Raw genomic sequence first — 19,568 nt, forward strand, 5'->3', positions numbered from 1 at the left:
TTTCGTTTTCACGCCCTGCGGGATTATCCCCGCCAGGGCATCAGCCGAGGCAGCCAGCCGGGCACGTTGCGGCGGTAGGTCTCGTATTCGGCGCCATAACGGCGGCTAAGCGTCGGCTCTTCATAGAGCCTGACGAAGGCGCCCATGGAGACAGCGCTGACGGCGGCATAGGCGACCAGCGCCCAGCTCGAGAACAGCAGCGCCTGGCCGAGGATGATCGACAGCACGGCGACATACATCGGGTTGCGGACATGGCGGTAGATGCCGCCTATCACCAGCCTCTCGGTCGGGGCGACCGGTGCGGGTGTGCCCAGGCCCTCAAGCGCAAAATGGCCGAAGGCATGCAGGAGTGCCGCGCCCGCGGCAACGATCAGAAGCCCGCCAACAGGGGCAAAGCCCGGCAGGCCCGACCAGGGCAAGCCCCAGCGATCGGTCAACAGCCAGGGCACCAGCCCGGCAACCACGCACGGCGCCGCGATGAAGAAGGCCGCACTGCCGGCGATCGCCGAAAACCTCCGCATTGGCTGCTTGCTCCGCGATTGCCTTAGAAATGCACGCCTGCTGCCCGCTTCCACATCATTGCCCAGTTTTGGCATTTCGAGCCGGAAGCCAGCCGAGATTAGCGATTCTGTAGTTGCAATTGCCCGATTCAGCGCTCCATTTCGAAGATTTTGCTGGTCCTATTGGCTTCTGGAATGGGTTAGACCACAGCCTGCGTCTTTTTGCATGTGTGTGTTGCAAAATAGATGCTTGTTTCTTGGGCATGATGAGCACATATATAGATCATCTCCTGGGCGCGTTCTCCTCCCATTAGCGCCCTCGAGTGTTCCCCTCTGGAGGTTAGCCTTAACAGGCACTCCAATCAAACTCAGCCGGATCTTCATTGATCCGGCTTTTTTGTTGCCTGTACCCTGCTGGGCCGGCCAAAAATTCCATCACAATTGCCACGTAACGGTGACATGTAACCTCTGGTAACATATCCCGGACGCCCGCGACCTGCTATGTAGATCATAGGACGCGGTGTGGTTCGGACGGGAGATGGGGGCATCACTCGTACGGCCCGGGCTCAGGCGGCTACCGCGTCCGAACCGTTTTTCCGCCGAACTCGGCGGTACCAAATGCGGCGGACCTGACGTTTTACCTCCCAAGGAAACGGTCCGCGAACAAAACGACGTCCGGTCCCCGCCGGACGTCGTTTTCTTTTGTTCCCCCGAATCAGGTTCGAGAGGAACGCCACGCCATCAGGCAGCCTTGCCGTTGGTGTTCATGGCGTCGTCGGCCAGACGGCCGGTGAGTTCGGCCATGTGGTCGAAGACGGCACGATAGCTGGCAACGCCCGCGGTCGCCGAGCGCAACTCGATGATCAGGTCGCCGATCTCGGCTTGCGGCATGGTTGCCTCGACGACATCCCATCCCGGCCAGTCGGGTCGCGCGTCGTAGCCGAGGATCTGGCCGCGCCGCTGCGGGATGAGAGCGATGATCTTCGAGGTGGCGTCGGAGGGGGTGACGATCTCGACCTTCATCACGGGCTCCAGGAGCACCGGCAAGCACGCGGCCATGCCTTCCTTCATCGCCAGCCTGGCCGCCATCTGGAAAGCCATGTCGGAGGAATCGACCGCATGATAGGAGCCGTCCGACAGGTTGACTGCGACATCCACGACCGGAAAGCCCAGCGGCCCGGATTTCAGATAGTCGCGGACCCCGGTCTCGACCGACTGGATGTAGGTCTTGGGCACGACGCCGCCGGTGATGGTGTCGGTGAACTGGAAGCCGGAACCGCGCGGCAGCGGCTTGATCTCGATCACCACGTCGCCGAACTGGCCATGGCCGCCGGACTGTTTCTTGTGACGGCCGCGCTGCTGCGCCGATTTGCGGATCGTCTCGCGATAGGGCACCGCCGGCGGATGACCTTCGACCGGTATCTGGTTCTTGCCTTCCAGCCGCTCGCGCACCACGCGCAGATGCATCTCGCCATGGCCCGACAGCACGGTTTCGGCCGAGTCCTGATTGTGGCGCAGGCTGAGCGAGGGGTCCTCCTCGGCCAGCCGCTGGATGGCAGCCGACATCTTCACTTCGTCCTTGCGCTCCTTGGGGCGGAGCGCGAAGGCGAAGACCGGCTGCGGCGGCTCGAACTGGACGAGCGGCTTGATGCCGCCCTTGGCCGAGCTCAGCGTCTGGCCGGTCTTGACCTCGTCCAGCTTGCCCAGTGCCACCGTGTCGCCGACCTTGGCGATGGAGAGCTTGGACTGGTCCTTGCCGAGCATCCGGTAGATGCCGGAAACCTTGGCCGTGTCGCCGCCGGGCAGCCAGAGTTCGGAACCGTCGACGACCTGACCGGAGAGGATGCGCGACACCGACAGCTTGCCGCCATGCGAGGTGTGGATGGTTTTCATCACCTGGACCAGGGTAGCCGCGCCGTCGGGTGCACCGAGCCGTTTGCGGGTCGCCTCGATGTCGGGTGCGTCGTGGCGGATCGCCTTCAGGAGGCGCAGCACGCCGTTGCCTTTTTCGGCGGTGCCGATCAGCACCGGGATCACCGCACCGTCACGCAGGTCGGCGGCGAGGTCGTCGAAGATCGCATCCTTGGGCGGCTCGATCTCCTCGAGCAGTTGTTCCATCAACTGGTCATCATGGTCGGCCAGCGTCTCCAGCATCGAGAAACGCGCTTCGAGCTCGCGCGCCTTGTCGTCGCCGGGAATCTGCGCCACCTCGCTTTCGGCATATTCGCGATAGATGTAGGCGCGCTCCAGCGCCAGGTCGATCGAACCAATGACGACACCGTCCTTGCGCAGCGGAATCTGGCGCAGCAGCAACGGCACGGCACTGGCCGGCTGCAGCATCTTCAGCGTGTCGCGCACGCCGGTGATTGCCTTGTCGACCTTGTTGAGGAACAGAATGCGCGGCACTCCGAGATCGTCGAGCTTGCGCATGATCAGTTGCAGGGCAGGGATCTTCTTTTCATCGGCCTCGGCTACGACGACCGCGAGGTCGCAGGCGGCCAGCACCGGTTCGGCCTCGAAAGAGAATTCGATGGAACCGGGACAGTCGACGAAGGTGATCTGCTCGCCCATGAATTCGGTCGTGGCGACCGTCGCCTCGACGCTCATGGCGTGGGCGCGCGCCTCGGGCGAATGATCCGAAACGGTGTTACCTGATGAAACGGGATTTTGTCGGGGAATTGAGCCCGTACGGGCCAATATGGCTTCGAGAAGTGTCGTCTTACCGCTTGCGAAGGGACCGACTATGGCAATGCATTTCGGTCCCGTGCGTCGTCCTCCGGCGCGAGTACCCATGACTGACCTCCACTCAGGCGTTTCCCGTAGGACCGACTGGCATGTATGGTTCAGGCTTGGTCAATCGGTCCTGAGCGGCGGCCGGCCTGTTCGACCGTCGCGGGCGGGTTCTTTTCAAGTGCCACCTGCCCAAAGCCATCGTCCCACTTGTTTGCCGGCAGGGCAAGAAAAATAGAAACCCTTTGCTCGGCAGTGGACCGTGCGGATCATATGCTGGGCTGGCAGCGGGAAGCTGTTGCACGTCGACCGATATCGGCCGAAACTGAAAACAGGCGACCCATCGCCCGCTGTTTGAAGGACCATCGACCCATGAAGATCATTGCCTGCGGCAGCGTGCCGACCGTCATCGCGCCGGAAAAATACTTCACCGGCCGGGTGCTGCAGACGCCGATCATCGAGAAAGAGGCGCCGGCGCGGCTGCGGGCCACGCTGGTCAGCTTCGAGCCGGGCGCGCGCACCCACTGGCATACGCATCCGCTTGGCCAGACGCTGTACGTGACGGTGGGCGCCGGGTTTGCCCAGACGTGGGGCGGCCCGATCCAGGAGATCAGGGCCGGCGACGTCATCTCGTTCGCGCCTGGCGAAAAACACTGGCATGGCGCGGCGCCCAAATCGGCGATGACGCATATCGCGATGCAGGAGGCGCTCGACGATGTCCATGTCGATTGGCTGGAGGGGGTCACCGACGAGCAGTTTGGCGGCCGAGACACCTAACCGGCGGAGGGCAGGCTTCCTGCCGCAGCGATCGTCGCGCCAGCTGCAAAACCGCTGGCATTTAAACCACTCTGACGCCCAGAAAATTCAGCCTCCGCCGGGCGCCTTCCCACGCCCTGATGCTGACATCGTTGAGATAGCAGTCCATCAAGACCCTGCAGCCGACCAAAATCTCGATCGGTTGTCCGGCAAAACCATTGCGCCCGGCCGCCCAAAAAAATTGTGTATTGTTCCGTCGTCAAAGCCATTTTCTCCGAAATCGGAGACCCCCCCTACGTCCCCTTCAAACCAACGCTGAAAATCGACAAGGGTGCTGTTGCTTCGGTAATCTCGTCCCACGGCTTGATCGCCTGAAAAGGTGCCAAAAACGACATCGGTCGCCTGAAGGACTCTGGTGTGGCTGTAGCCGATTTCGTCACGCATCCACCTGTACCTTGTGTCGTAGGTGGAGACGAATTCCGCAAACAAGTCGAGCCGGCCGGTCTTCTTGGGAGTGTAGGTAAACCAGATGCCGCTTTCGAGCATGGCGTGCAGGTAATCTCTATCGCCGGCGCTGTTGTTTTCGAAAAATACCAAGCCGCCCAAATCCGGCGCTCCATCCCACTCGTAAGATTCGTCTCGCAGAATGCGTCCGTCCCCGGTCCGGTTGAACCAGCTGTATTTGTAGTTACCGAAGGTGCCAGGCCAAAAATGGAAATACTCATAGGGATCGCCTTGCAGTTGCCGCGTTTCCATCGGCATCGCCCCATCTTTGCGGCGCGGCAAGACAACCATTTCGGAGCGATCGAAACTGTTGCCTAGAATTCGCTTTCGATCGTTGCGATCGGCAAAGCGTTTCAGTTTTGCCCTGGTCCATTTTTCAGTTTCCTCGGTCCAGTAACAGCCCGACTGTGCTTTCAGGTAATCAATTTTTGCCTCGCCAAGAGCGGAGATCTGGCCCTCGTCGTTAGGGTCCGACTGCTTGAAATAGTTCATTGATGTGGCTGTCTGCTCGGCAAATGAAACACTGAGCGCCTGCTTGAACCGCTCGGTATTTTCAGTGCCCGGCCCGGACACTATGAATTCGCCGTCGTGATTGTTTGATGGATTGCCGCCTTTGGCCATGATGCATCTCCCTTCCGAGGCTTCATGGTTGATCGAATGCGGCCGGCTTCCTCGTCGTCATATGACGATGGTCCGCGGGTTCGCTGCGCACGTTTCCCGGATTGTAAGCTGATTTCGCGCGTCTGGCTCGCACGCCATGCCGGCCGGCAACGTCCCTCGGAGCCACTTCGGCTTTGACTGTAGCACCTGCATGGCCTCTAACTCACGTCTGGATATAGCCATGTCAAAGCACCGTCTGCCCCTGGTCGCCGCTATCTATCTTGGTTCGTTCGTGGCTCTGCTCGACGTCAGTATCGTCAATGTCGCGCTGCCGACCATCCAGCAGGCGTTGCAAACCGATTTCGGCGGCCTGCAATGGGTGGTCGACGCCTACACGCTGTGCCTGTCCGCCTTCATGCTGTCGTCCGGCCTGATCGGCGACCGCTATGGCCGCAAGCGCTCGTGGCTGGCCGGCGTCGGCATCTTCGTGGCCGGCTCGCTGATCTGCGCCGTCGCGCCCAATCTGCCGGTTCTGCTGGCCGGCCGGGTGGTACAGGGCATCGCCGGCTCGCTGCTCATTCCAGGCGCGCTGTCGATCCTGACGCAGGCCTTTCCCGATGCGCGCCAGCGCGCTGGCGTCATTGGCGGCTGGGCGTCGTTCGCCGCCATCTCTCTGCTCGTTGGTCCCGTCCTCGGTGGCATCCTGGTCGAGACCGTCGGCTGGCAAAGCATCTTCCTGATCAACCTGCCGCTGGGCTTGATCACGATCGCGCTCGGTGCTGTTTCGATCAACGAGACGGCGCATCCCGAACATGCCCATCTCGACCTCGTCGGCCTGGCTCTCAGCATCCTTTGGCTGGGGGCGCTGACCTTCGGCCTGATCTCGGCCGGCGAGAATGGCTGGGGCGAGCCAAGGACGGTCGCGGCGCTGGTCGCCGGCGTCGTCGGCCTGGCTGCTTTCCTCGGCTTCGAGGCGCGCACTGCACGCCCGATGCTGCCGCTTGGCCTGTTCCGCGATGTCCGCTTTGCCGTCGCCAATGTCGCTTCGTTCGCGCTCGGCTTCACCTCCTATTCCAGCGTCTTCTTCTTCTCGATGTTCCTGCAGCAGGTGCAGGGCTGGTCGCCGACGCAGACCGGCCTGCGCATGGCGCCGGCCTTCATCGTCCAGATCGTGGTGTCGCCATGGATCGGCAGGCTGAGCGCCCGCTATGGTCACTCTGCGCTGATGACCATCGGCTATGTTGCTATCGGCCTGTCCATGCTCGGCATGTGCTGGGCCGGCCCTTCGACGTCCTACGCGATGCTGTGCCTTCTGTTCGCCATTGGCGGCCTCGGCAACGCGCTTGCAATCCCGACCGGCAGCGCTGCCGCCATGTCCTATGCGCCGCGCGAACGCTCGGGCATGGTGTCGGCGGTCATCAATGCCACCCGCCAGAGCGGCCTTGCCATCGGCATCGCCTTGCTCGGCGCCTTGATGAGCATGCGGGCAACCAACCTTTTGACCGGGTATCTCGGCGATGCCGGTGTCGCCAACGCGGAAGCGGTCGCCCGTGCTGCGATTTCACGGCATGATTTCGCAACCGATGCGGCGATGGGCGAAAGCGGCGTGCATGAACTCTATGCTGCCGCCTATGCCGGCGGCTTCCACGCCGCGATGCTGACGGCAGCGATCGGCGCGTTCCTCACCGCCGCATTGCTGGTTGCCGTGCTGGCGCCGGCCGAGGCGCGCTCGGCCAAAGAGACCAAGCACGAGGCGTGAGGCTGACGGCCCATTAAAAAACCCGGCGGTGAAGCCGGGTTTTTGCGTTCATAGTGCGTCGGTCAGGTCAGCGAAGCCGTAAAACGCTGGATCCGTGTGCAGGCTTGTTCCAGAAGCGTCTCCGAGGTCGCGTAGGAGATGCGGAAGTTGGGCCCGAGGCCGAAGGCCGAGCCGAACACCACCGCGACGCCCTCGGCTTCGAGCAGTTCCGAGCAGAAGGTCTCGTCGGTGTCGATCAGCCTGCCAGCCTTGGTCTTCTTGCCGATCAGCTGGGCGCAGGAAGGATAGACATAGAAGGCGCCTTCCGGCGACGGACAGGTGATGCCGCGCGCCTGGTTGAGCATCGACACGACAAGGTCGCGCCTGCCTTGAAAGATCGCCTTGTTTTTGGCGATGAAATCCTGCGGGCCATTCAGCGCCTCGACGGATGCCCATTGCGCAATGGTGCAGGCGCCCGATGTCTGCTGACCCTGGATCATGTCCATCGCCTTGATCAGTTGAACCGGACCCGCCGCATAACCGATGCGCCAGCCGGTCATTGCATAGGCTTTCGACACGCCATTCATGGTCAGCGTGCGCTCGTAGAGCTTAGGCTCGACCTCGGCGATGGTCCTGAAGACGAAATCGCCATAGGTCAGGTGCTCGTACATGTCGTCGGTCAGCGTCCAGACATGCGGATGCTTCAACAGCACGTCGGCCAGCGCGCGCAGTTCGGCCTCGGTATAGGCGGCACCCGAGGGGTTCGACGGCGAGTTCATCAGCAGCCATTTGGTCTTCGGCGTGATCGCCTTTTCCAGCACGGAAGCGGTCAGCTTGAAGCCATTGTCGATCGAGGTGTCGGCAAACACGGAGGTGCCGCCGCAGATGGCCACCATCTCGGGGTAGCTGACCCAATAGGGGCGAGGAATGATGACCTCGTCGCCGGCGTTCAGCGTCGCCATGAAGGCGTTGAACAGGATCTGCTTGCCGCCGGTGCCGACTATGGTCTGCTCGGGCTTGTAGTCGAGATTGTTCTCGCGCTTGAACTTTTTTGCGATCGCCTCGCGCAGCGGCACGATACCCGAAACCGGCGGATACTTGGTTTCGCCACGGCGGATCGCCTCGATTGCCGCATTCTTGATGTTGTCTGGTGTGTCGAAATCCGGTTCGCCGGCGCCGAGCCCGATAATGTCACGGCCGGCATTTTTCAGCTCGCGCGCTTTCTGCGTGACCGCGATGGTGGCGGAAGGCTTCACGCGGGAAAGGGTGTCGGCAAGAAAGGCCATGAGCTTGACGTCTCCATGGAAGATCGGCGCGGCCAGGAGCGACCGCGGCGCTTCTCATGTCGCATGATTTCGCGCAACGCAAGCATTGTCGGCTGATCCACGTCTCAAGGAGCTGTGATCGGGACCCGGGGTCGGCAACAATAAATTCATTAACGAGCGGTAGAGGCTTGAGTGGCAGGATGGCAGACCAATTGCGGAGCGAGGAACCGTGTCGCGCAGCGTCGGGCTTGCCCACATCATCCGTCAGGACGACGGCACCTCCACCGGTGTCTGGGGTATCTACACGCTGCAAAGCGCCTTCCAGCCGATCTTCGCTTTCAAGGAAGGCAAGCTGTCAGTGGTCGCGTTCGAAGGGCTGATCCGACCGTTCCGCGACGGCGAGCCGCAATCGCCGATGAATTTCTTCTCGACCTGTCCGGCCGCCGACCGGCTGCATATCGAGGCGCTGACCAGGACGCTGCATCTTCTCAACGCCGGTGCCTGCCTGCCGCGGGAAGCATCGATCTTCGTCAATTTCGACCCGTCAGTGTTCACCGAACGCGCCGTTGCCGACGCTGCCTTGCGCGAAATGCGGCTCGTGCTGCACGAGGCCGGCATCGACCCGCGTCGCGTCGTCTGCGAGGTGACCGAGCAGCGGTCGGCGTCGCAGGAAGCCTTGCACGGCTTCGTCGCGGCACTGAGGGCCAACGGTTTTCGCATCGCCGTCGACGATTATGGCGCCGACGATTCCGACATCAATCGGGTCAAGGAATTGAAGCCGGATATCGTCAAGTTCGATGCCTACTGGATCACGCAGCTGATGGAGTCCGGCGCCGGCTTTGCGTTGCTGACCACCATGGTGAAGAACTTCGAGGAGCAAGGTATCCATACGGTGTTCGAAGGCATCGAGGAGGGCTGGCAACTGGAGCTCGCGGAGAAATCGGGTGCGTCGATGGTGCAGGGTTTCGTGCTGGCGCGGCCCGAATTGGCGCCGACCAGCTTTGGCGTCTTCGACAAGGCCAGGCAGGCGCCTGCCGCTGCTGCCGTCGACACGGCTGCTCCTGCCGCGGCAATGCCTTCGGCGCGGCCGGTCAAGGCCTTCGGGCGCCGGGTGGCGACATGAGAGACGATCGGCGGCGCAATGTCGGCGATGCGATCCAGGTCGACGAAGTCGGCATCGAATACGGCATCTATGGCGAGTTCCGGCTGCGTAGCGCCTATCAGCCGATTTTCGCGCCGCGCGGCCGGTCGCTTCACGCGGTGGCGGCCGAAGCCCTGATCGAGCCGCACCGTGCCGGCCGCCCCGGCGCGCCGAAGGTGTTCTTTGAAAGCGTTGCGGTCTCGGACCGGCTGTTTGTGGAAACCATGTGCCGGGCGCTGCATCTGAGGAATTTCCGCAACATCGGCGTCGACGGGCTCGACCTGTTCTTCAACTACAACCCGTTGATCAACGACCATGCCGGGCGGGCACTGGCCGAAATTCGCCTGATGACCAGGCATCTCGGCGAGTTCGGCCTGGCGCCGGCCATGCTGGTCTGCGAAATCACCGAACAGGCGGCGGACGATGCGCTTCTCGTGCGGCTGGTGCGCGAGATGCGGCGCGACGGCATCCGCATCGCCATCGACGATTTCGGCACCGGGCACTCGACCGAGGAGCGGGTGAGCCTGCTCAAGCCCGACATCGTCAAGATCGACGGCACCTGGTTCGCGGAGTTCTGCCGCCACGCTGCCGCCGAACGGTTCTTCCGCCCGCTGGTTTCCAGCCTGCATGACCGTGGCGCCAAGGTGCTGGTCGAAGGCATCGAGCAGCCCACCCATCTGCGCGTCGCGCTCGAAGGCGGCGTCGACCTGCTGCAGGGTTTTCTCCTTGCCCGTCCGGCCTTGGCCGGCACGGTATTCGAGGAGAAACCGCTGGTCATCGATGCGCTGCTGGGCCGGGACAGCAAGGTCGTGCCCCTCTTTGGCTAGGGCATGTCGATATTCAGGTGATGCCGGCCTGCAAACGGCGGCTTCCTGCGCTTCCCTAGTTCTACTGCCACGCAGTAGAACTGAGCTCACGTACTTAAGTACGCTCCGCTCCGGTTCTCGGAACCCACCGTTTTCGGCTCGGCCTGACCTGAATCTCGACATGCCCTTCAACGGCCTCAGATTTTCGGCGATTCACACATCAGCGGCGCTGATCGTCGTACCAAAACAAATCATTGGTTGAGACCGCCGCCGCTGCGATAATCGCGCGGAGACAGTGCTCCGGGGAACAGCCATGATACTTTACGGCATGATCGACAGCGGCAATTGTTACAAGCCGCGCCTGCTGATGGCCAAGCTTGGCCTTGGCTTTACCAATGTCGAAGTGAGTTCGCACACCGGCGATACGCGCAAAGCCGACTTTGTCGCCAAGAATCCGAACGCCATGGTGCCGCTGCTCGAGTTCGACGATGGCCGGCGGCTGGCCGAATCCAACGCCATCCTGCTCTATCTCGCCGAAGGCACACGCTTCCTGCCGGCGGACAGGTATGAGCGTGGGCTTGCCTATCAATGGCTGTTCTTCGAGCAATACAGCCACGAGCCTTACATCGCCGTGCGCAAGGCGCTGCTGACCTTCCCCGAACGTGCTGGGGATGCGACCCCGGAGCGGCTGGCGGTGACGCTGGAGCGCGGCAACAAGGCGCTCGGCGTGATGAACAGGCATCTGGAAAACAATGCCTTCTTCGCCGGCAGCGCGCTCAGCGTCGCCGACATCGCGCTCTATGCCTATACGCATACGGCGGAGCAGGGCGGCTTCCAGCTCGACGCCTATCCGGCGGTGGCGGCCTGGCTTGGCCGAGTGGAAGCGGATCCGGGGCATGTGCTGATCGGGTGGATGGGGTAGTTTGTCCCGCGCCAGGTGGGCGGATGGGTAGCTACTTCAAGAGATGATCATAGTCCGCATGGGTGCCGATCCAGAACCAGATCACATCATCGTTGGTGCGGGTGGCAACAGCCCGGTAATTGTCGTCAACTCGCGCAGACCAGTAGCGTCCGACCTGTTTGAAATGCAGCGAGGGATCAAAAGGGTGGGAGCGGAGTCTTTCAAAACGCCTGTCCGCTATTGCTCTGATCGCCGATGGCAGTTTTTCGTAAGCCTCCCAGAACGATGGGGAGGCGACGTGATTCACAGAGGCCGCGTCCGACCAGCGCGATGGTCCGTCAGTGCCTGTTCGGCAAGCTTATCCAATCGGCCGGCCTTCGCATCGGCCTCGATCTGCCGATCCCACATATCCTCCCGAAGCGCTTCGAACCAGGCAGCAAACGCCTTCAGTTCTTCAGGGCTCAGTTCCGCAACGGATTTTTCAATTTGCTCAAGCTTGGTCATGGCCGAATGATACCACTACTAGGCTAAAAGTACCACCGGTGGGACTGTAGCGCCCGTTGCAGCACCCAACCCCAGACAGCAAAAAGGCGGGATAAATCCCGCCTTCCATGCTTGGTAGCCTGATCGGGAGGGTCCGGTCCGGGCTGGCAGCTATCTGCTGATCCAGCTTGTCGGGTCTTTCCGCTCCAGCGCGCTTCTCGCGCGACTGTCAGTACATCCGTGACTTGCCGCGCGCCCCGAGCTCTCGCCCGGCGCGCGCTATCGCAAAATCAGGCTGCCTTGCTCAGAGATCCAGCGGACGACTTGCCAGTGCGGCGGTCCTGCTCGATCTCGAAGTTGATCTTCTGGCCTTCGACCAGGGTCGACAGTCCAGCACGCTCGACAGCGGAGATGTGGACGAAAACGTCCGCGCCGCCCGCGTCAGGCTGAATGAAGCCGAAGCCCTTGGTGGCGTTGAACCACTTGACCGTTCCAGTTGCCATTTAGATAGTCCTTCACATTTGCTTTAGATTGACCGGACCGAGGTCCAGCCGGTGTGCATCGAGATTTTGGAGATAGACGTCAGCAAACGCGATTATCGCGAGGCCCGGATCGATCGGCCGAAATATCAATGGAAGGCATATAGGCTGCTTTCGCACGAAAAACAAGACTGCGTGAGAAAGCCGTGATGAGGGCGCCGCCCAATGGCCGCCCCAATCGCGTGAGAGCGTCGCGATGATCGGAGCCTGTGGGCGCTCGATCCACACCCGCTTGGGAGGGGATTTTGGGGGAGAGGACCATGAAAATCATTCTGCTTGCCGCCTGCCTGACGCTTGTCGCCGCTCAGGCGCAGGCGATCTCGCGCTACGACCCGACGCGTATGAGCTGCGGCAAGGTTCAGGCGACGATCGCCCGGCAAGGGGCGGTCATCCTGCGCTACCAGTCGAAGCGGGTGCCGGGACTGCCGCTCTACGACCGCTATGTGCAGAGCCAGCGATTCTGCAGCATGGGCGAGGTGAGGACACGGGCCTACGTGCCGAGCGCCGACACAAAGTCCTGCCCGGTCTACAACTGCAAGCGGCCGGACAATGACCGGCATTTCCGCCGGCGGTTCTTCCACAACAACTAGGCACCTGCCTACAACGATTATGCAACTGCCTACATCAGAACCCGAACGACACCTGCGCTGGTGGCGGGGGGCCGACGCGCACGCCTTCCATGGCCAGCATCTTCTCCTTGGTGATCGATCCGCCGGGCGCCGAGAAGCCGCCGATCTTACCGCCGGCGGCAAGGATGCGATGGCAAGGGATGACCAGCGGCACCGGATTTGAGCCAAGAGCGGCCCCGGTTTCGCGGGCGAGCCCGGCATGGCCGGCGGTTTTGGCCAGCTCGCCATAGGTGGTGGTTTCGCCGAAGGAGAGTTTTCGCGCGGCGTCGTAAATGGCGAGGCGGAAATCGTCGACGCCGTCGAGATCGACCGGCACGGCGGAGAAATCGATGTCCTCGCCCGCCGCATAGGCCTTGATCGCCGCGATCAGCTCGACCACCCATGGCGGCTGCGCCGTGGCACTGGAAACGCCGCCATGGCGCAGCAGGCGCCGCTCCACCGTTTCGCGGCTGCGTTCGGGCAGGCAGAGCCGGATCAGGCCCTTTTCGCTCCAGGCAATGCCCATGAAACCGATCACTGTTTCTAACACTGCGTGGCCGGCCGTGATCGAAACTGTCGTGACCATGATGCGTTCCTTCCCGCAAAGTGGCGAAATCCGGGATTCGTTCCGGTACATATCCGGAACAATATGGCATCACCGCCTGCGTCTCGCCACCCGAAAACCACCTGATCGCCCCGATTGCCCGGCCTGAATCGCTGGTGTAAGGAATTTCTTAACAACCCGACAAACCGGACCCGAGCGCGGCTTGCCAGCAAAACTCAACCTTATCGCGATCGGCGTGATCCTGGCCGCCGTCGGCATCAGCGGCTGCACGTCGACCTCGCAGATGAAGCCCGCGCCTGCTCTCACCGAAACAGCGACCGCCGCCGGCACTGACGCCGGTTTCACCGTGCCGCTGCCGGAGACAGTTTCGGTGCTGCCGGAATCATCAGGGATCGCCCCCGTTCAGACGGCCGAGCTGCCGCTCGATCCCGCCGCACAGCCGGCTGCCGCGACCGCCGCTTTTGCCGGATCGATACCGGCGGCACCAGCCTTGCCTGCGGTGATGGCCGCCAATGCCTGGCAGGCGCCGCCGCCAGCAAATGCGAACGAGCCGGTCAAGGCGGCCGAGACCTATACGACCGCGGGGCTGGTCGTGCCGGCAACCGCCAAGGGCGATCGCATGCCCGGCGTCCAGCAAGTCGCCTATGTCGTGCCGCAGAACCCGGCGGCCCTGGTCCAGTTCCCGGCAGGGCCCGTGCAAGAAGAACACGCGACGGGCGTGCGTGGCGATGTCGAGCGGCTGATCGAGAAATATGCGGCGATCTATCAGGTGCCGGTGGATCTGGTGCGCCATGTCGTCAACCGCGAGAGCACCTTCAACCCGAAAGCCTACAACAACGGCCATTGGGGGCTGATGCAGATCAAACACGCGACGGCGCGCGGCATGGGCTATGACGGGCCGGCCAAGGGCCTGTTCGATGCCGAAACCAATCTGAAATACGCGGTGAAATATCTGCGCGGCGCCTGGCTGGTGGCCGGCGGCAACGCCAAGAAGGCCGACTGGCTCTACCAGACCGGCTATTATTACGACGCCAAGCGCAAGGGCCTGCTCGAGGCGACCGGCCTTGGCCGCGACCGCCAGCGCCGTCGCCTGCAGCCCGACGCCTGAGCGCGATGCCTGAACCGCGCCCGCCGGCTCTCAACGACATCCGGCTGCGCAAAATCCTCGACGAGACGCTGGTTCCGCCGCACTGGCCCGACGGCTTTGTCATGCGCAGCTTCGAGCCCGGTGATGCGCTGCCCCTGCATGCGCTGTTGACCGAAGTGTTCGACGACGGCGCCGACGGTCCGTTCGACGAGTGGTGGCCGCGCATCGCCGACGATCCCGAATTCGACCCGGCACTGTGCTTTCTCGTCATCGACGCCAAGGGCCGGCTGGCGGCAGCGGCACTGTGCTGGACCCGCGCCTTCGTCAAGGATCTAGCCGTTCATCCGGAGGCTCGCGGCAAGGGCGTTGCCGAAGCGCTGATGTGGCACGCCTTCGCCGTTTTTCGCGAACGCGGCGCCGATCATGTCGACCTCAAGACCAACACGGTCGAGAATCCCGCCGCCGTCCGGCTCTATGAGCGGCTGGGCATGATGCCTGTCGCCTGGGAAGGCTAGGGTGTGCTGATATTCAGGTGATGCCGGCCTGCAAATGATGGCTTCCTGCGCTTCCGGTGCTCACGTACCCAAAAATACGCTCCGCTCCGGTTCTCGGAAACCACCATTTTCGACTCGGCCTGACCTGAATCTCAACACACCCTGATGGGTGTCGCCTCACGCAGGAACGGCGCGATTTGGGAACCCAAAGCGCCGCTTCGCATTCAATGGGAGGTGAGGGCCTGACAAGCTGCCGGCGGGTGGGAGGAATTTTCCGCGGCCGGCCGCGGAGGGACATCCACCACCATGAAGTTTTCTCACGCATTCCTGGCGCTTGGCGTCGCCGCCATGCTGGTTGGCACGCCGGCGCGGGCCGTCGAGCTGTCGATGGTGTCGGGCGATACCGGCGACGGCATCAAGGTGCTGCGCGAGATCCTCGACCGTTACGAGAAAGACAGCGGCAACAAGGTCAGCATCGTCGTCATGCCGACGTCCGGAACCGACCAGTTCGGTCAGTACCGGCTTTGGCTCGCCGCCAGAAACAGTGACATCGACGTCTACCAGACGGACGTGATCTGGGCACCGCAGCTCGCCAGCCAGCTGGTGGATCTGACGGCAGCGACCAAGGACGTCGTGGCCGAGCATTTCCCATCGATCATCCAGTCACAGACCGTCAACGGCAAGCTCGTCGCCTTGCCGATCTTCACCGATGCGCCAGCGCTCTACTACCGCAAGGATCTCCTCGACAAATATGGCGCCAAGGTGCCGGCCACCTGGAAGGAACTGGCGGACACCGCCAGGCTGGTCATGGACAAGGAGCGTGCGGCCGGCAATCGGGATATCTGGGGCTTCGTCTTCCAGGGCAACGCCTATGAAGGGCTGACCTGCAACGCGCTCGAATGGGTGATGTCGAATGGCGGCGGCCAGATCATCGAGCCGGACGGCTCCATCTCCATCAACAACAGCCAAGCGGCGGCGGCGCTCGACATGGCCAAGGGCTGGGTCGGGACCATCGCGCCACCCGGCGTGCTTGCCTACCAGGAAGAGGAATCGCGCGGCGTCTGGCAGACAGGCAATGCGGTGTTCATGCGCAACTGGCCCTATGCCTATGCGCTCGGCAACGGCGAGGGCTCGCCGATCAAGGGCAAGTTCGACGTGGCACCGCTGCCGGCCGGCACGGGCGAGGGCGCGCGCCCGGTCGCGACCCTGGGCGGCTGGAACCTCGCCGTCTCCAAATATTCGAAGCATCCGGATGCCGCGATCGAGCTGGTCAAGTTCATCGCCTCGCCCGCGATGCAGAAATACCGCGCGCTGAAGACGTCCAACCTGCCGACCATCCAGGCGCTATATGACGATGCCGACATTGCCAGGGAGCACCCGATTATTCCGCGCTGGAAGCAGATATTTCTCAATGCGGTGCCGCGCCCGTCGGCCGCGGCCAGGATCAAATACAACGAGGCTTCGAGCCAGTTCTGGAACGCCGTTCACAACACGCTCTCGGGCGACGGCACCGCCGCCGACAATCTGGCCGACCTCGAAGCGATGCTGACCAAGCTGAAGGGCCGAGGCTGGTGACGCGACGATGCCGGGGCACCCGCCCGGCGGGACCGCAACGAGCGGGAGCGAAATGACAGGAATGGAACCGGAAACAGCCAGGGCCGCGCACTCGCCGTTGACGGCACAGCGCGTTCGCTCGGCGTGGCTTTTCCTGGCGCCAATGCTTCTGGTGCTCGCCGCGGCGGCCGGCTGGCCGCTTGCCCGCACGGTTTATTTCAGCTTCACCGACGCCTCGCTAGCCGACCTCGACGCGCGCCAATGGGTCGGCTTCGGCAATTATTTCTCGGTGCTGCACATGCCGAGCGGCCGGACCCTCTATGACGGGCTGCTCGTCGATCCGGTCTGGTGGCGTGCCGTCTGGAACACGGTTCGTTTCACGGTGATTTCGGTGACCTGCGAAACCATCCTCGGCACGATCGTTGCCCTGGTTCTCAATGCCGAATTCAGAGGCCGCGGCGTCGTCAGGGCAGCGATCCTGATCCCCTGGGCGATCCCGACGATCGTCTCGGCGAAGATGTGGCAATGGATGCTCAACGACCAGTTCGGCATCATCAATGTCGTGCTGCTCAACCTCGGCCTGATCAGCACCAAGATCGCCTGGACGGCCAACGCCGACACGGCGATGGCGGCCGTCCTCATCGTCGATATCTGGAAGGCGACACCGTTCATGACGCTGCTTATCCTGGCCGCGCTGCAGATGCTGCCGAGGGAGATCATCGAGGTCGCCAGGCTCGACGGCGCCAACTCCTGGCAGATCTTCTGGCGGGTGACCTTGCCGCTGATCCGCCCGGCGCTGATGGTGGCCGTGATCTTCCGCGCGCTCGATGCGCTGCGCATCTTCGACCTGATCTATGTGCTGACGCCCAACAATGTGCACACCAAGTCGATGTCGGTATTCGCCCGCGAGAACCTGTTCGAGTTCGACAAGTTCGCCTATGGGTCCGCCGCCTCGACCTTGCTTTTCCTGATCCTCGCTCTGCTCACCATCATCACCATCCGCATCGGCCGGATCAGCCTGGACGGAGGCCGCTGACATGTGGATCGTGAAGCGCACGGCCTTTTACCTGCTGGTCGCGTTCATCGTCTTCGTCGCCGTGTTCCCGTTCTACTATGCCATCGTCACCAGCCTGAAATCGGGGACCGACCTGTTCCGGGCCGATCTGTGGCCGACGACGATCAGCCTCGCCAACTACCGGAATGTGCTGACCGAAGGCAGCTTCGTGCGAAACTTGCTGAACTCGCTGTTCGTCTCCGGCGCGGTGGTTGCGCTTTCTCTGTTGCTCGGCGTCACATCGGCCTATGCGCTGGCGCGCATTCGATTCCGCGGCCGCTCGGCCCTGCTGTTCATCATCCTGTCGGTGTCGATGTTCCCGCAGGTGGCGCTGCTGGCCGGGCTGTTCGAACTGGTCCGCCTGTTCGGCCTCTACAATTCGCTGTTCGCGCTGATCTTCTCCTACATGATCTTCACCTTGCCGTTCACCGTCTGGGTGCTCACCACCTTCGTCCGGGACCTGCCGGTCGAGGTCGAGGAGGCGGCGATCCTAGACGGCGCGACGCCGTGGATCATCATCACGCGGGTCTTCCTGCCATTGATGTGGCCGGCGCTGGCAACCACCGGCCTGCTGGCCTTCATCGGCGCGTGGAACGAGTTCCTGTTCGCGCTGACCTTCACCTCCAACAACGCACAGCGGACCGTGCCGGTGGCGATCGCGCTGCTCTCCGGCAACTCGCAGTTCGAGATCCCCTGGGGCAACATCATGGCCGCCTCGGTGATCGTCACGGTGCCGCTGGTGGTGCTGGTGCTGATCTTCCAGCGCAAGATCGTCTCCGGCTTGACCGCCGGCGGTGTGAAGGGGTGAGGGACGAAGTCCTCAGATGTCCGGCGCGTTGCCGATCTTCTGCTTGAGCTCCAGCGCCCAGGCGCGGCCTTCGTCGCCGCCCCACAGCAGCCAGGCGATGTAGCCGGCCGAAGGGTTTTGCTCATTGCCGTAGTTCCTGCCGCGCTTGTCGATCTCGTGGCGGGCGAAATAGCTGACCATGCGGCGGATGGTGGAGGGCGCGAGCTTTTCCCGGTTCTTCAGCTCGGTGGCGCGGGCGACGCCGATCTCGGTGCCGCCACGGCCGAACTCGCCGCGCAGCCTGAGGCCCTTGGCGGCATTGTCGGCCACCACTTGCGGGCAGCGCAGGTCGATCTCGTCGTCGTGCATGTTGTTCCCCGGATCACGCTGCCCGAACAGGTATTACGACATCTCCACCATGCGCAATAAATGTCGGGACCGATCGCCGCCAAACGTCCTTGGGTCGCAGAGCAACCGCGCCGGGGACGCCGGCGCCGCGACTTGAAGGAGCCGATCATGATCACCTTTCCCAATGAATCCGCCAAATACCGCACCGCGCGCGAAAAATTGCTGAAGAAGGAAATCGAGCTGCGCCGGGTCATGGAAGAGGTCGCCGAGGCCCGGCGCGCGCTGCCGCCGGGCGGGCTGATCCGCCAGGATTATGAGTTCGACGGGCTGGACGGCGATGGGAGGCCTGCAAAGATAAAGCTGTCGGAGCTGTTCGCGCCCGGCAAGGACTCGCTCATCCTTTACAACATGATGTTCCCGCGCCACCCGCAGGAGAAGCGCGATGTGGCGACCAGCGGCGGCACGGCGAAGCTCGCCCGGCAGGACCAGCCATGCCCCTCCTGCACGGCGCTGCTCGACCAGTTCGACGGCGCGGTCGGGCATCTCCAGGCCGCCGGCTTCAATTTCGCGGTGGTGGGCAAGACCGCGCTCGAAAACCTGGTCACGCTCGGCCGCGACAGGGGCTGGCGCAACATGCGGCTGGTGTCTTCGGCTTCCAACAGCTTCAAGCGCGACTACAATGCGGAGGCGGCCGACGGCTCACAGATCCCGCTGCTGTCGGTGTTTCACCGCGACCCCGACGGCATACGCCATTTCTGGAGTTCGGAACTGGATTTCGCGCCGACGGAGCCGGGCCAGGATCCGCGCAGCCTCGGCACCTGCGAAACGCTGTGGAACCTGATGGATTTCACGCCGGAAGGCCGCCCGAACTGGAACGAGCAGCTGCAATATGGCGAGGCGTGTTGCCACTGAAAGGCAGCTCTGGCCAGCCGCCGCGTTTCAGTTTTCGGAACATGAGTCCCATGGGCTGGCTCGAACGAGGGCATCGGCGAGCGTTCGAGTCAGGCACGGATACGGTGGGGCAATTGAGGCGACATGCGCAGGCTTCTTCCTCAAGAGCTGCAACCGGAGTGCCCAAGCGACGTTGGATTGTCCGAGGGACAATTCC

The 19,568-nt window shown here is 62.8% G+C and carries 21 protein-coding genes; 12 read left to right on the forward strand and 9 right to left on the reverse strand.

Annotated elements, in window-relative coordinates; genetic code table 11:
* Positions 1–23: 23 nt before the first annotated feature.
* A complete protein-coding gene (locus EJ079_RS17025; protein ID WP_127809576.1) occupies positions 24–521 on the reverse strand; it encodes an isoprenylcysteine carboxylmethyltransferase family protein in 498 nt (165 codons plus the stop codon).
* A gap of 720 nt (positions 522–1,241) precedes the next feature.
* Positions 1,242–3,293, reverse strand: a complete 2,052-nt coding sequence (locus EJ079_RS17030) for an elongation factor G (RefSeq protein ID WP_127267438.1) — start codon at positions 3,291–3,293, stop codon at positions 1,242–1,244.
* A 309-nt stretch (positions 3,294–3,602) separates the two neighbouring features.
* On the opposite strand from EJ079_RS17030, the gene EJ079_RS17035 reads away from it, so the two are divergent.
* Positions 3,603–4,007, forward strand: coding sequence for a cupin domain-containing protein (locus EJ079_RS17035; protein WP_127809577.1), 405 nt, complete (start codon positions 3,603–3,605; stop codon positions 4,005–4,007).
* A gap of 147 nt (positions 4,008–4,154) precedes the next feature.
* Here the strand turns inward: EJ079_RS17035 and EJ079_RS17040 are convergent, their stop codons facing one another.
* On the reverse strand, positions 4,155–5,111 hold the full coding sequence (locus EJ079_RS17040; RefSeq protein ID WP_127809578.1) for a hypothetical protein: 957 nt from the start codon (positions 5,109–5,111) through the stop codon (positions 4,155–4,157).
* 220 nt (positions 5,112–5,331) lie between these two features.
* Between EJ079_RS17040 and EJ079_RS17045 the strand changes: the two genes are divergently transcribed.
* Entirely contained in the window at positions 5,332–6,849 is a 1,518-nt protein-coding gene (locus EJ079_RS17045; protein ID WP_127396155.1) for an MFS transporter, read from the forward strand.
* Between the two features lie 62 nt (positions 6,850–6,911).
* On the opposite strand, the gene EJ079_RS17050 is transcribed toward EJ079_RS17045, so the two are convergent.
* Positions 6,912–8,114 carry a pyridoxal phosphate-dependent aminotransferase gene (locus EJ079_RS17050; RefSeq protein ID WP_127809579.1) on the reverse strand — a complete coding sequence of 401 codons (1,203 nt, stop codon included), beginning with the start codon at positions 8,112–8,114 and terminating at the stop codon, positions 6,912–6,914.
* Positions 8,115–8,322: 208 nt separating this feature from the next.
* Here EJ079_RS17050 and EJ079_RS17055 point away from each other — a divergent pair, with 208 nt between their 5' ends.
* From EJ079_RS17055 to EJ079_RS17065, 3 genes are all read left to right on the forward strand, one after another.
* The gene (locus tag EJ079_RS17055) at positions 8,323–9,216 is read left to right on the forward strand and encodes an EAL domain-containing protein (RefSeq protein WP_127321442.1); all 894 of its coding nucleotides are present in this window, start codon (positions 8,323–8,325) and stop codon (positions 9,214–9,216) included.
* A complete protein-coding gene (locus EJ079_RS17060; RefSeq protein ID WP_127381719.1) occupies positions 9,213–10,061 on the forward strand; it encodes an EAL domain-containing protein in 849 nt (282 codons plus the stop codon). The genes EJ079_RS17055 and EJ079_RS17060 overlap by 4 nt, the downstream gene beginning before the upstream one ends.
* 292 nt (positions 10,062–10,353) lie before the next feature.
* Positions 10,354–10,962: a glutathione S-transferase family protein gene (locus EJ079_RS17065; protein ID WP_127322770.1), complete on the forward strand. Its 609-nt coding sequence runs from the start codon at positions 10,354–10,356 to the stop codon at positions 10,960–10,962.
* A 31-nt stretch (positions 10,963–10,993) separates the two neighbouring features.
* Here the strand turns inward: EJ079_RS17065 and EJ079_RS17070 are convergent, their stop codons facing one another.
* From EJ079_RS17070 to EJ079_RS17080, 3 genes are all read right to left on the reverse strand, one after another.
* Entirely contained in the window at positions 10,994–11,248 is a 255-nt protein-coding gene (locus EJ079_RS17070) for a hypothetical protein (protein WP_127809580.1), read from the reverse strand.
* On the reverse strand, positions 11,245–11,445 hold the full coding sequence (locus EJ079_RS17075; protein ID WP_027039317.1) for a hypothetical protein: 201 nt from the start codon (positions 11,443–11,445) through the stop codon (positions 11,245–11,247). The genes EJ079_RS17070 and EJ079_RS17075 overlap by 4 nt, the downstream gene beginning before the upstream one ends.
* Before the next feature lie 269 nt (positions 11,446–11,714).
* Entirely contained in the window at positions 11,715–11,927 is a 213-nt protein-coding gene (locus EJ079_RS17080) for a cold-shock protein (RefSeq protein ID WP_010910991.1), read from the reverse strand.
* A gap of 296 nt (positions 11,928–12,223) precedes the next feature.
* On the opposite strand from EJ079_RS17080, the gene EJ079_RS17085 reads away from it, so the two are divergent.
* The gene (locus EJ079_RS17085; RefSeq protein ID WP_127809581.1) at positions 12,224–12,553 is read left to right on the forward strand and encodes a hypothetical protein; all 330 of its coding nucleotides are present in this window, start codon (positions 12,224–12,226) and stop codon (positions 12,551–12,553) included.
* Positions 12,554–12,587: 34 nt separating this feature from the next.
* On the opposite strand, the gene EJ079_RS17090 is transcribed toward EJ079_RS17085, so the two are convergent.
* Positions 12,588–13,157, reverse strand: a complete 570-nt coding sequence (locus tag EJ079_RS17090; RefSeq protein ID WP_127809582.1) for a methylated-DNA--[protein]-cysteine S-methyltransferase — start codon at positions 13,155–13,157, stop codon at positions 12,588–12,590.
* 181 nt (positions 13,158–13,338) lie between these two features.
* Here EJ079_RS17090 and EJ079_RS17095 point away from each other — a divergent pair, with 181 nt between their 5' ends.
* From EJ079_RS17095 to EJ079_RS17115, 5 genes are all read left to right on the forward strand, one after another.
* Positions 13,339–14,244, forward strand: coding sequence for a lytic transglycosylase domain-containing protein (locus EJ079_RS17095; protein WP_127809583.1), 906 nt, complete (start codon positions 13,339–13,341; stop codon positions 14,242–14,244).
* 5 nt (positions 14,245–14,249) lie between these two features.
* A complete protein-coding gene (locus EJ079_RS17100; protein WP_127326851.1) occupies positions 14,250–14,738 on the forward strand; it encodes a GNAT family N-acetyltransferase in 489 nt (162 codons plus the stop codon).
* 285 nt (positions 14,739–15,023) lie between these two features.
* On the forward strand, positions 15,024–16,292 hold the full coding sequence (locus tag EJ079_RS17105) for an ABC transporter substrate-binding protein (RefSeq protein WP_127809584.1): 1,269 nt from the start codon (positions 15,024–15,026) through the stop codon (positions 16,290–16,292).
* 52 nt (positions 16,293–16,344) lie between these two features.
* Positions 16,345–17,307, forward strand: coding sequence for a sugar ABC transporter permease (locus EJ079_RS17110; protein ID WP_127809585.1), 963 nt, complete (start codon positions 16,345–16,347; stop codon positions 17,305–17,307).
* Between the two features lies 1 nt (position 17,308).
* A complete protein-coding gene (locus tag EJ079_RS17115) occupies positions 17,309–18,133 on the forward strand; it encodes a carbohydrate ABC transporter permease (protein ID WP_127809586.1) in 825 nt (274 codons plus the stop codon).
* Positions 18,134–18,145: 12 nt separating this feature from the next.
* On the opposite strand, the gene EJ079_RS17120 is transcribed toward EJ079_RS17115, so the two are convergent.
* Positions 18,146–18,481, reverse strand: coding sequence for a hypothetical protein (locus tag EJ079_RS17120; protein ID WP_127399076.1), 336 nt, complete (start codon positions 18,479–18,481; stop codon positions 18,146–18,148).
* Between the two features lie 147 nt (positions 18,482–18,628).
* On the opposite strand from EJ079_RS17120, the gene EJ079_RS17125 reads away from it, so the two are divergent.
* The gene (locus EJ079_RS17125) at positions 18,629–19,372 is read left to right on the forward strand and encodes a DUF899 family protein (RefSeq protein WP_127809587.1); all 744 of its coding nucleotides are present in this window, start codon (positions 18,629–18,631) and stop codon (positions 19,370–19,372) included.
* Positions 19,373–19,568 lie beyond the last annotated feature (196 nt).

Origin of the sequence: Mesorhizobium sp. M7A.F.Ce.TU.012.03.2.1, assembly GCF_004006095.1 — a bacterium.
In the GTDB taxonomy this organism is placed as follows: Bacteria; Pseudomonadota; Alphaproteobacteria; order Rhizobiales; family Rhizobiaceae; genus Mesorhizobium.

What these genes read in the sequence shown, in the direction of transcription:
- EJ079_RS17085 (WP_127809581.1), top strand. Translation starts at nt 12,224, where the DNA reads ATGAAAATCATTCTGCTTGCCGCCTGCCTGACGCTTGTCGCCGCTCAG.
- EJ079_RS17100 (WP_127326851.1), top strand. Translation starts at nt 14,250, where the DNA reads ATGCCTGAACCGCGCCCGCCGGCTCTCAACGACATCCGGCTGCGCAAA.
- EJ079_RS17025 (WP_127809576.1), bottom strand. Translation starts at nt 521, where the DNA reads ATGCGGAGGTTTTCGGCGATCGCCGGCAGTGCGGCCTTCTTCATCGCG.
- EJ079_RS17080 (WP_010910991.1), bottom strand. Translation starts at nt 11,927, where the DNA reads ATGGCAACTGGAACGGTCAAGTGGTTCAACGCCACCAAGGGCTTCGGC.
- EJ079_RS17115 (WP_127809586.1), top strand. Translation starts at nt 17,309, where the DNA reads ATGTGGATCGTGAAGCGCACGGCCTTTTACCTGCTGGTCGCGTTCATC.
- EJ079_RS17065 (WP_127322770.1), top strand. Translation starts at nt 10,354, where the DNA reads ATGATACTTTACGGCATGATCGACAGCGGCAATTGTTACAAGCCGCGC.
- EJ079_RS17125 (WP_127809587.1), top strand. Translation starts at nt 18,629, where the DNA reads ATGATCACCTTTCCCAATGAATCCGCCAAATACCGCACCGCGCGCGAA.
- EJ079_RS17110 (WP_127809585.1), top strand. Translation starts at nt 16,345, where the DNA reads ATGACAGGAATGGAACCGGAAACAGCCAGGGCCGCGCACTCGCCGTTG.
- EJ079_RS17060 (WP_127381719.1), top strand. Translation starts at nt 9,213, where the DNA reads ATGAGAGACGATCGGCGGCGCAATGTCGGCGATGCGATCCAGGTCGAC.
- EJ079_RS17040 (WP_127809578.1), bottom strand. Translation starts at nt 5,111, where the DNA reads ATGGCCAAAGGCGGCAATCCATCAAACAATCACGACGGCGAATTCATA.
- EJ079_RS17105 (WP_127809584.1), top strand. Translation starts at nt 15,024, where the DNA reads ATGAAGTTTTCTCACGCATTCCTGGCGCTTGGCGTCGCCGCCATGCTG.
- EJ079_RS17075 (WP_027039317.1), bottom strand. Translation starts at nt 11,445, where the DNA reads ATGACCAAGCTTGAGCAAATTGAAAAATCCGTTGCGGAACTGAGCCCT.
- EJ079_RS17120 (WP_127399076.1), bottom strand. Translation starts at nt 18,481, where the DNA reads ATGCACGACGACGAGATCGACCTGCGCTGCCCGCAAGTGGTGGCCGAC.
- EJ079_RS17050 (WP_127809579.1), bottom strand. Translation starts at nt 8,114, where the DNA reads ATGGCCTTTCTTGCCGACACCCTTTCCCGCGTGAAGCCTTCCGCCACC.
- EJ079_RS17045 (WP_127396155.1), top strand. Translation starts at nt 5,332, where the DNA reads ATGTCAAAGCACCGTCTGCCCCTGGTCGCCGCTATCTATCTTGGTTCG.
- EJ079_RS17035 (WP_127809577.1), top strand. Translation starts at nt 3,603, where the DNA reads ATGAAGATCATTGCCTGCGGCAGCGTGCCGACCGTCATCGCGCCGGAA.
- EJ079_RS17030 (WP_127267438.1), bottom strand. Translation starts at nt 3,293, where the DNA reads ATGGGTACTCGCGCCGGAGGACGACGCACGGGACCGAAATGCATTGCC.
- EJ079_RS17090 (WP_127809582.1), bottom strand. Translation starts at nt 13,157, where the DNA reads ATGGTCACGACAGTTTCGATCACGGCCGGCCACGCAGTGTTAGAAACA.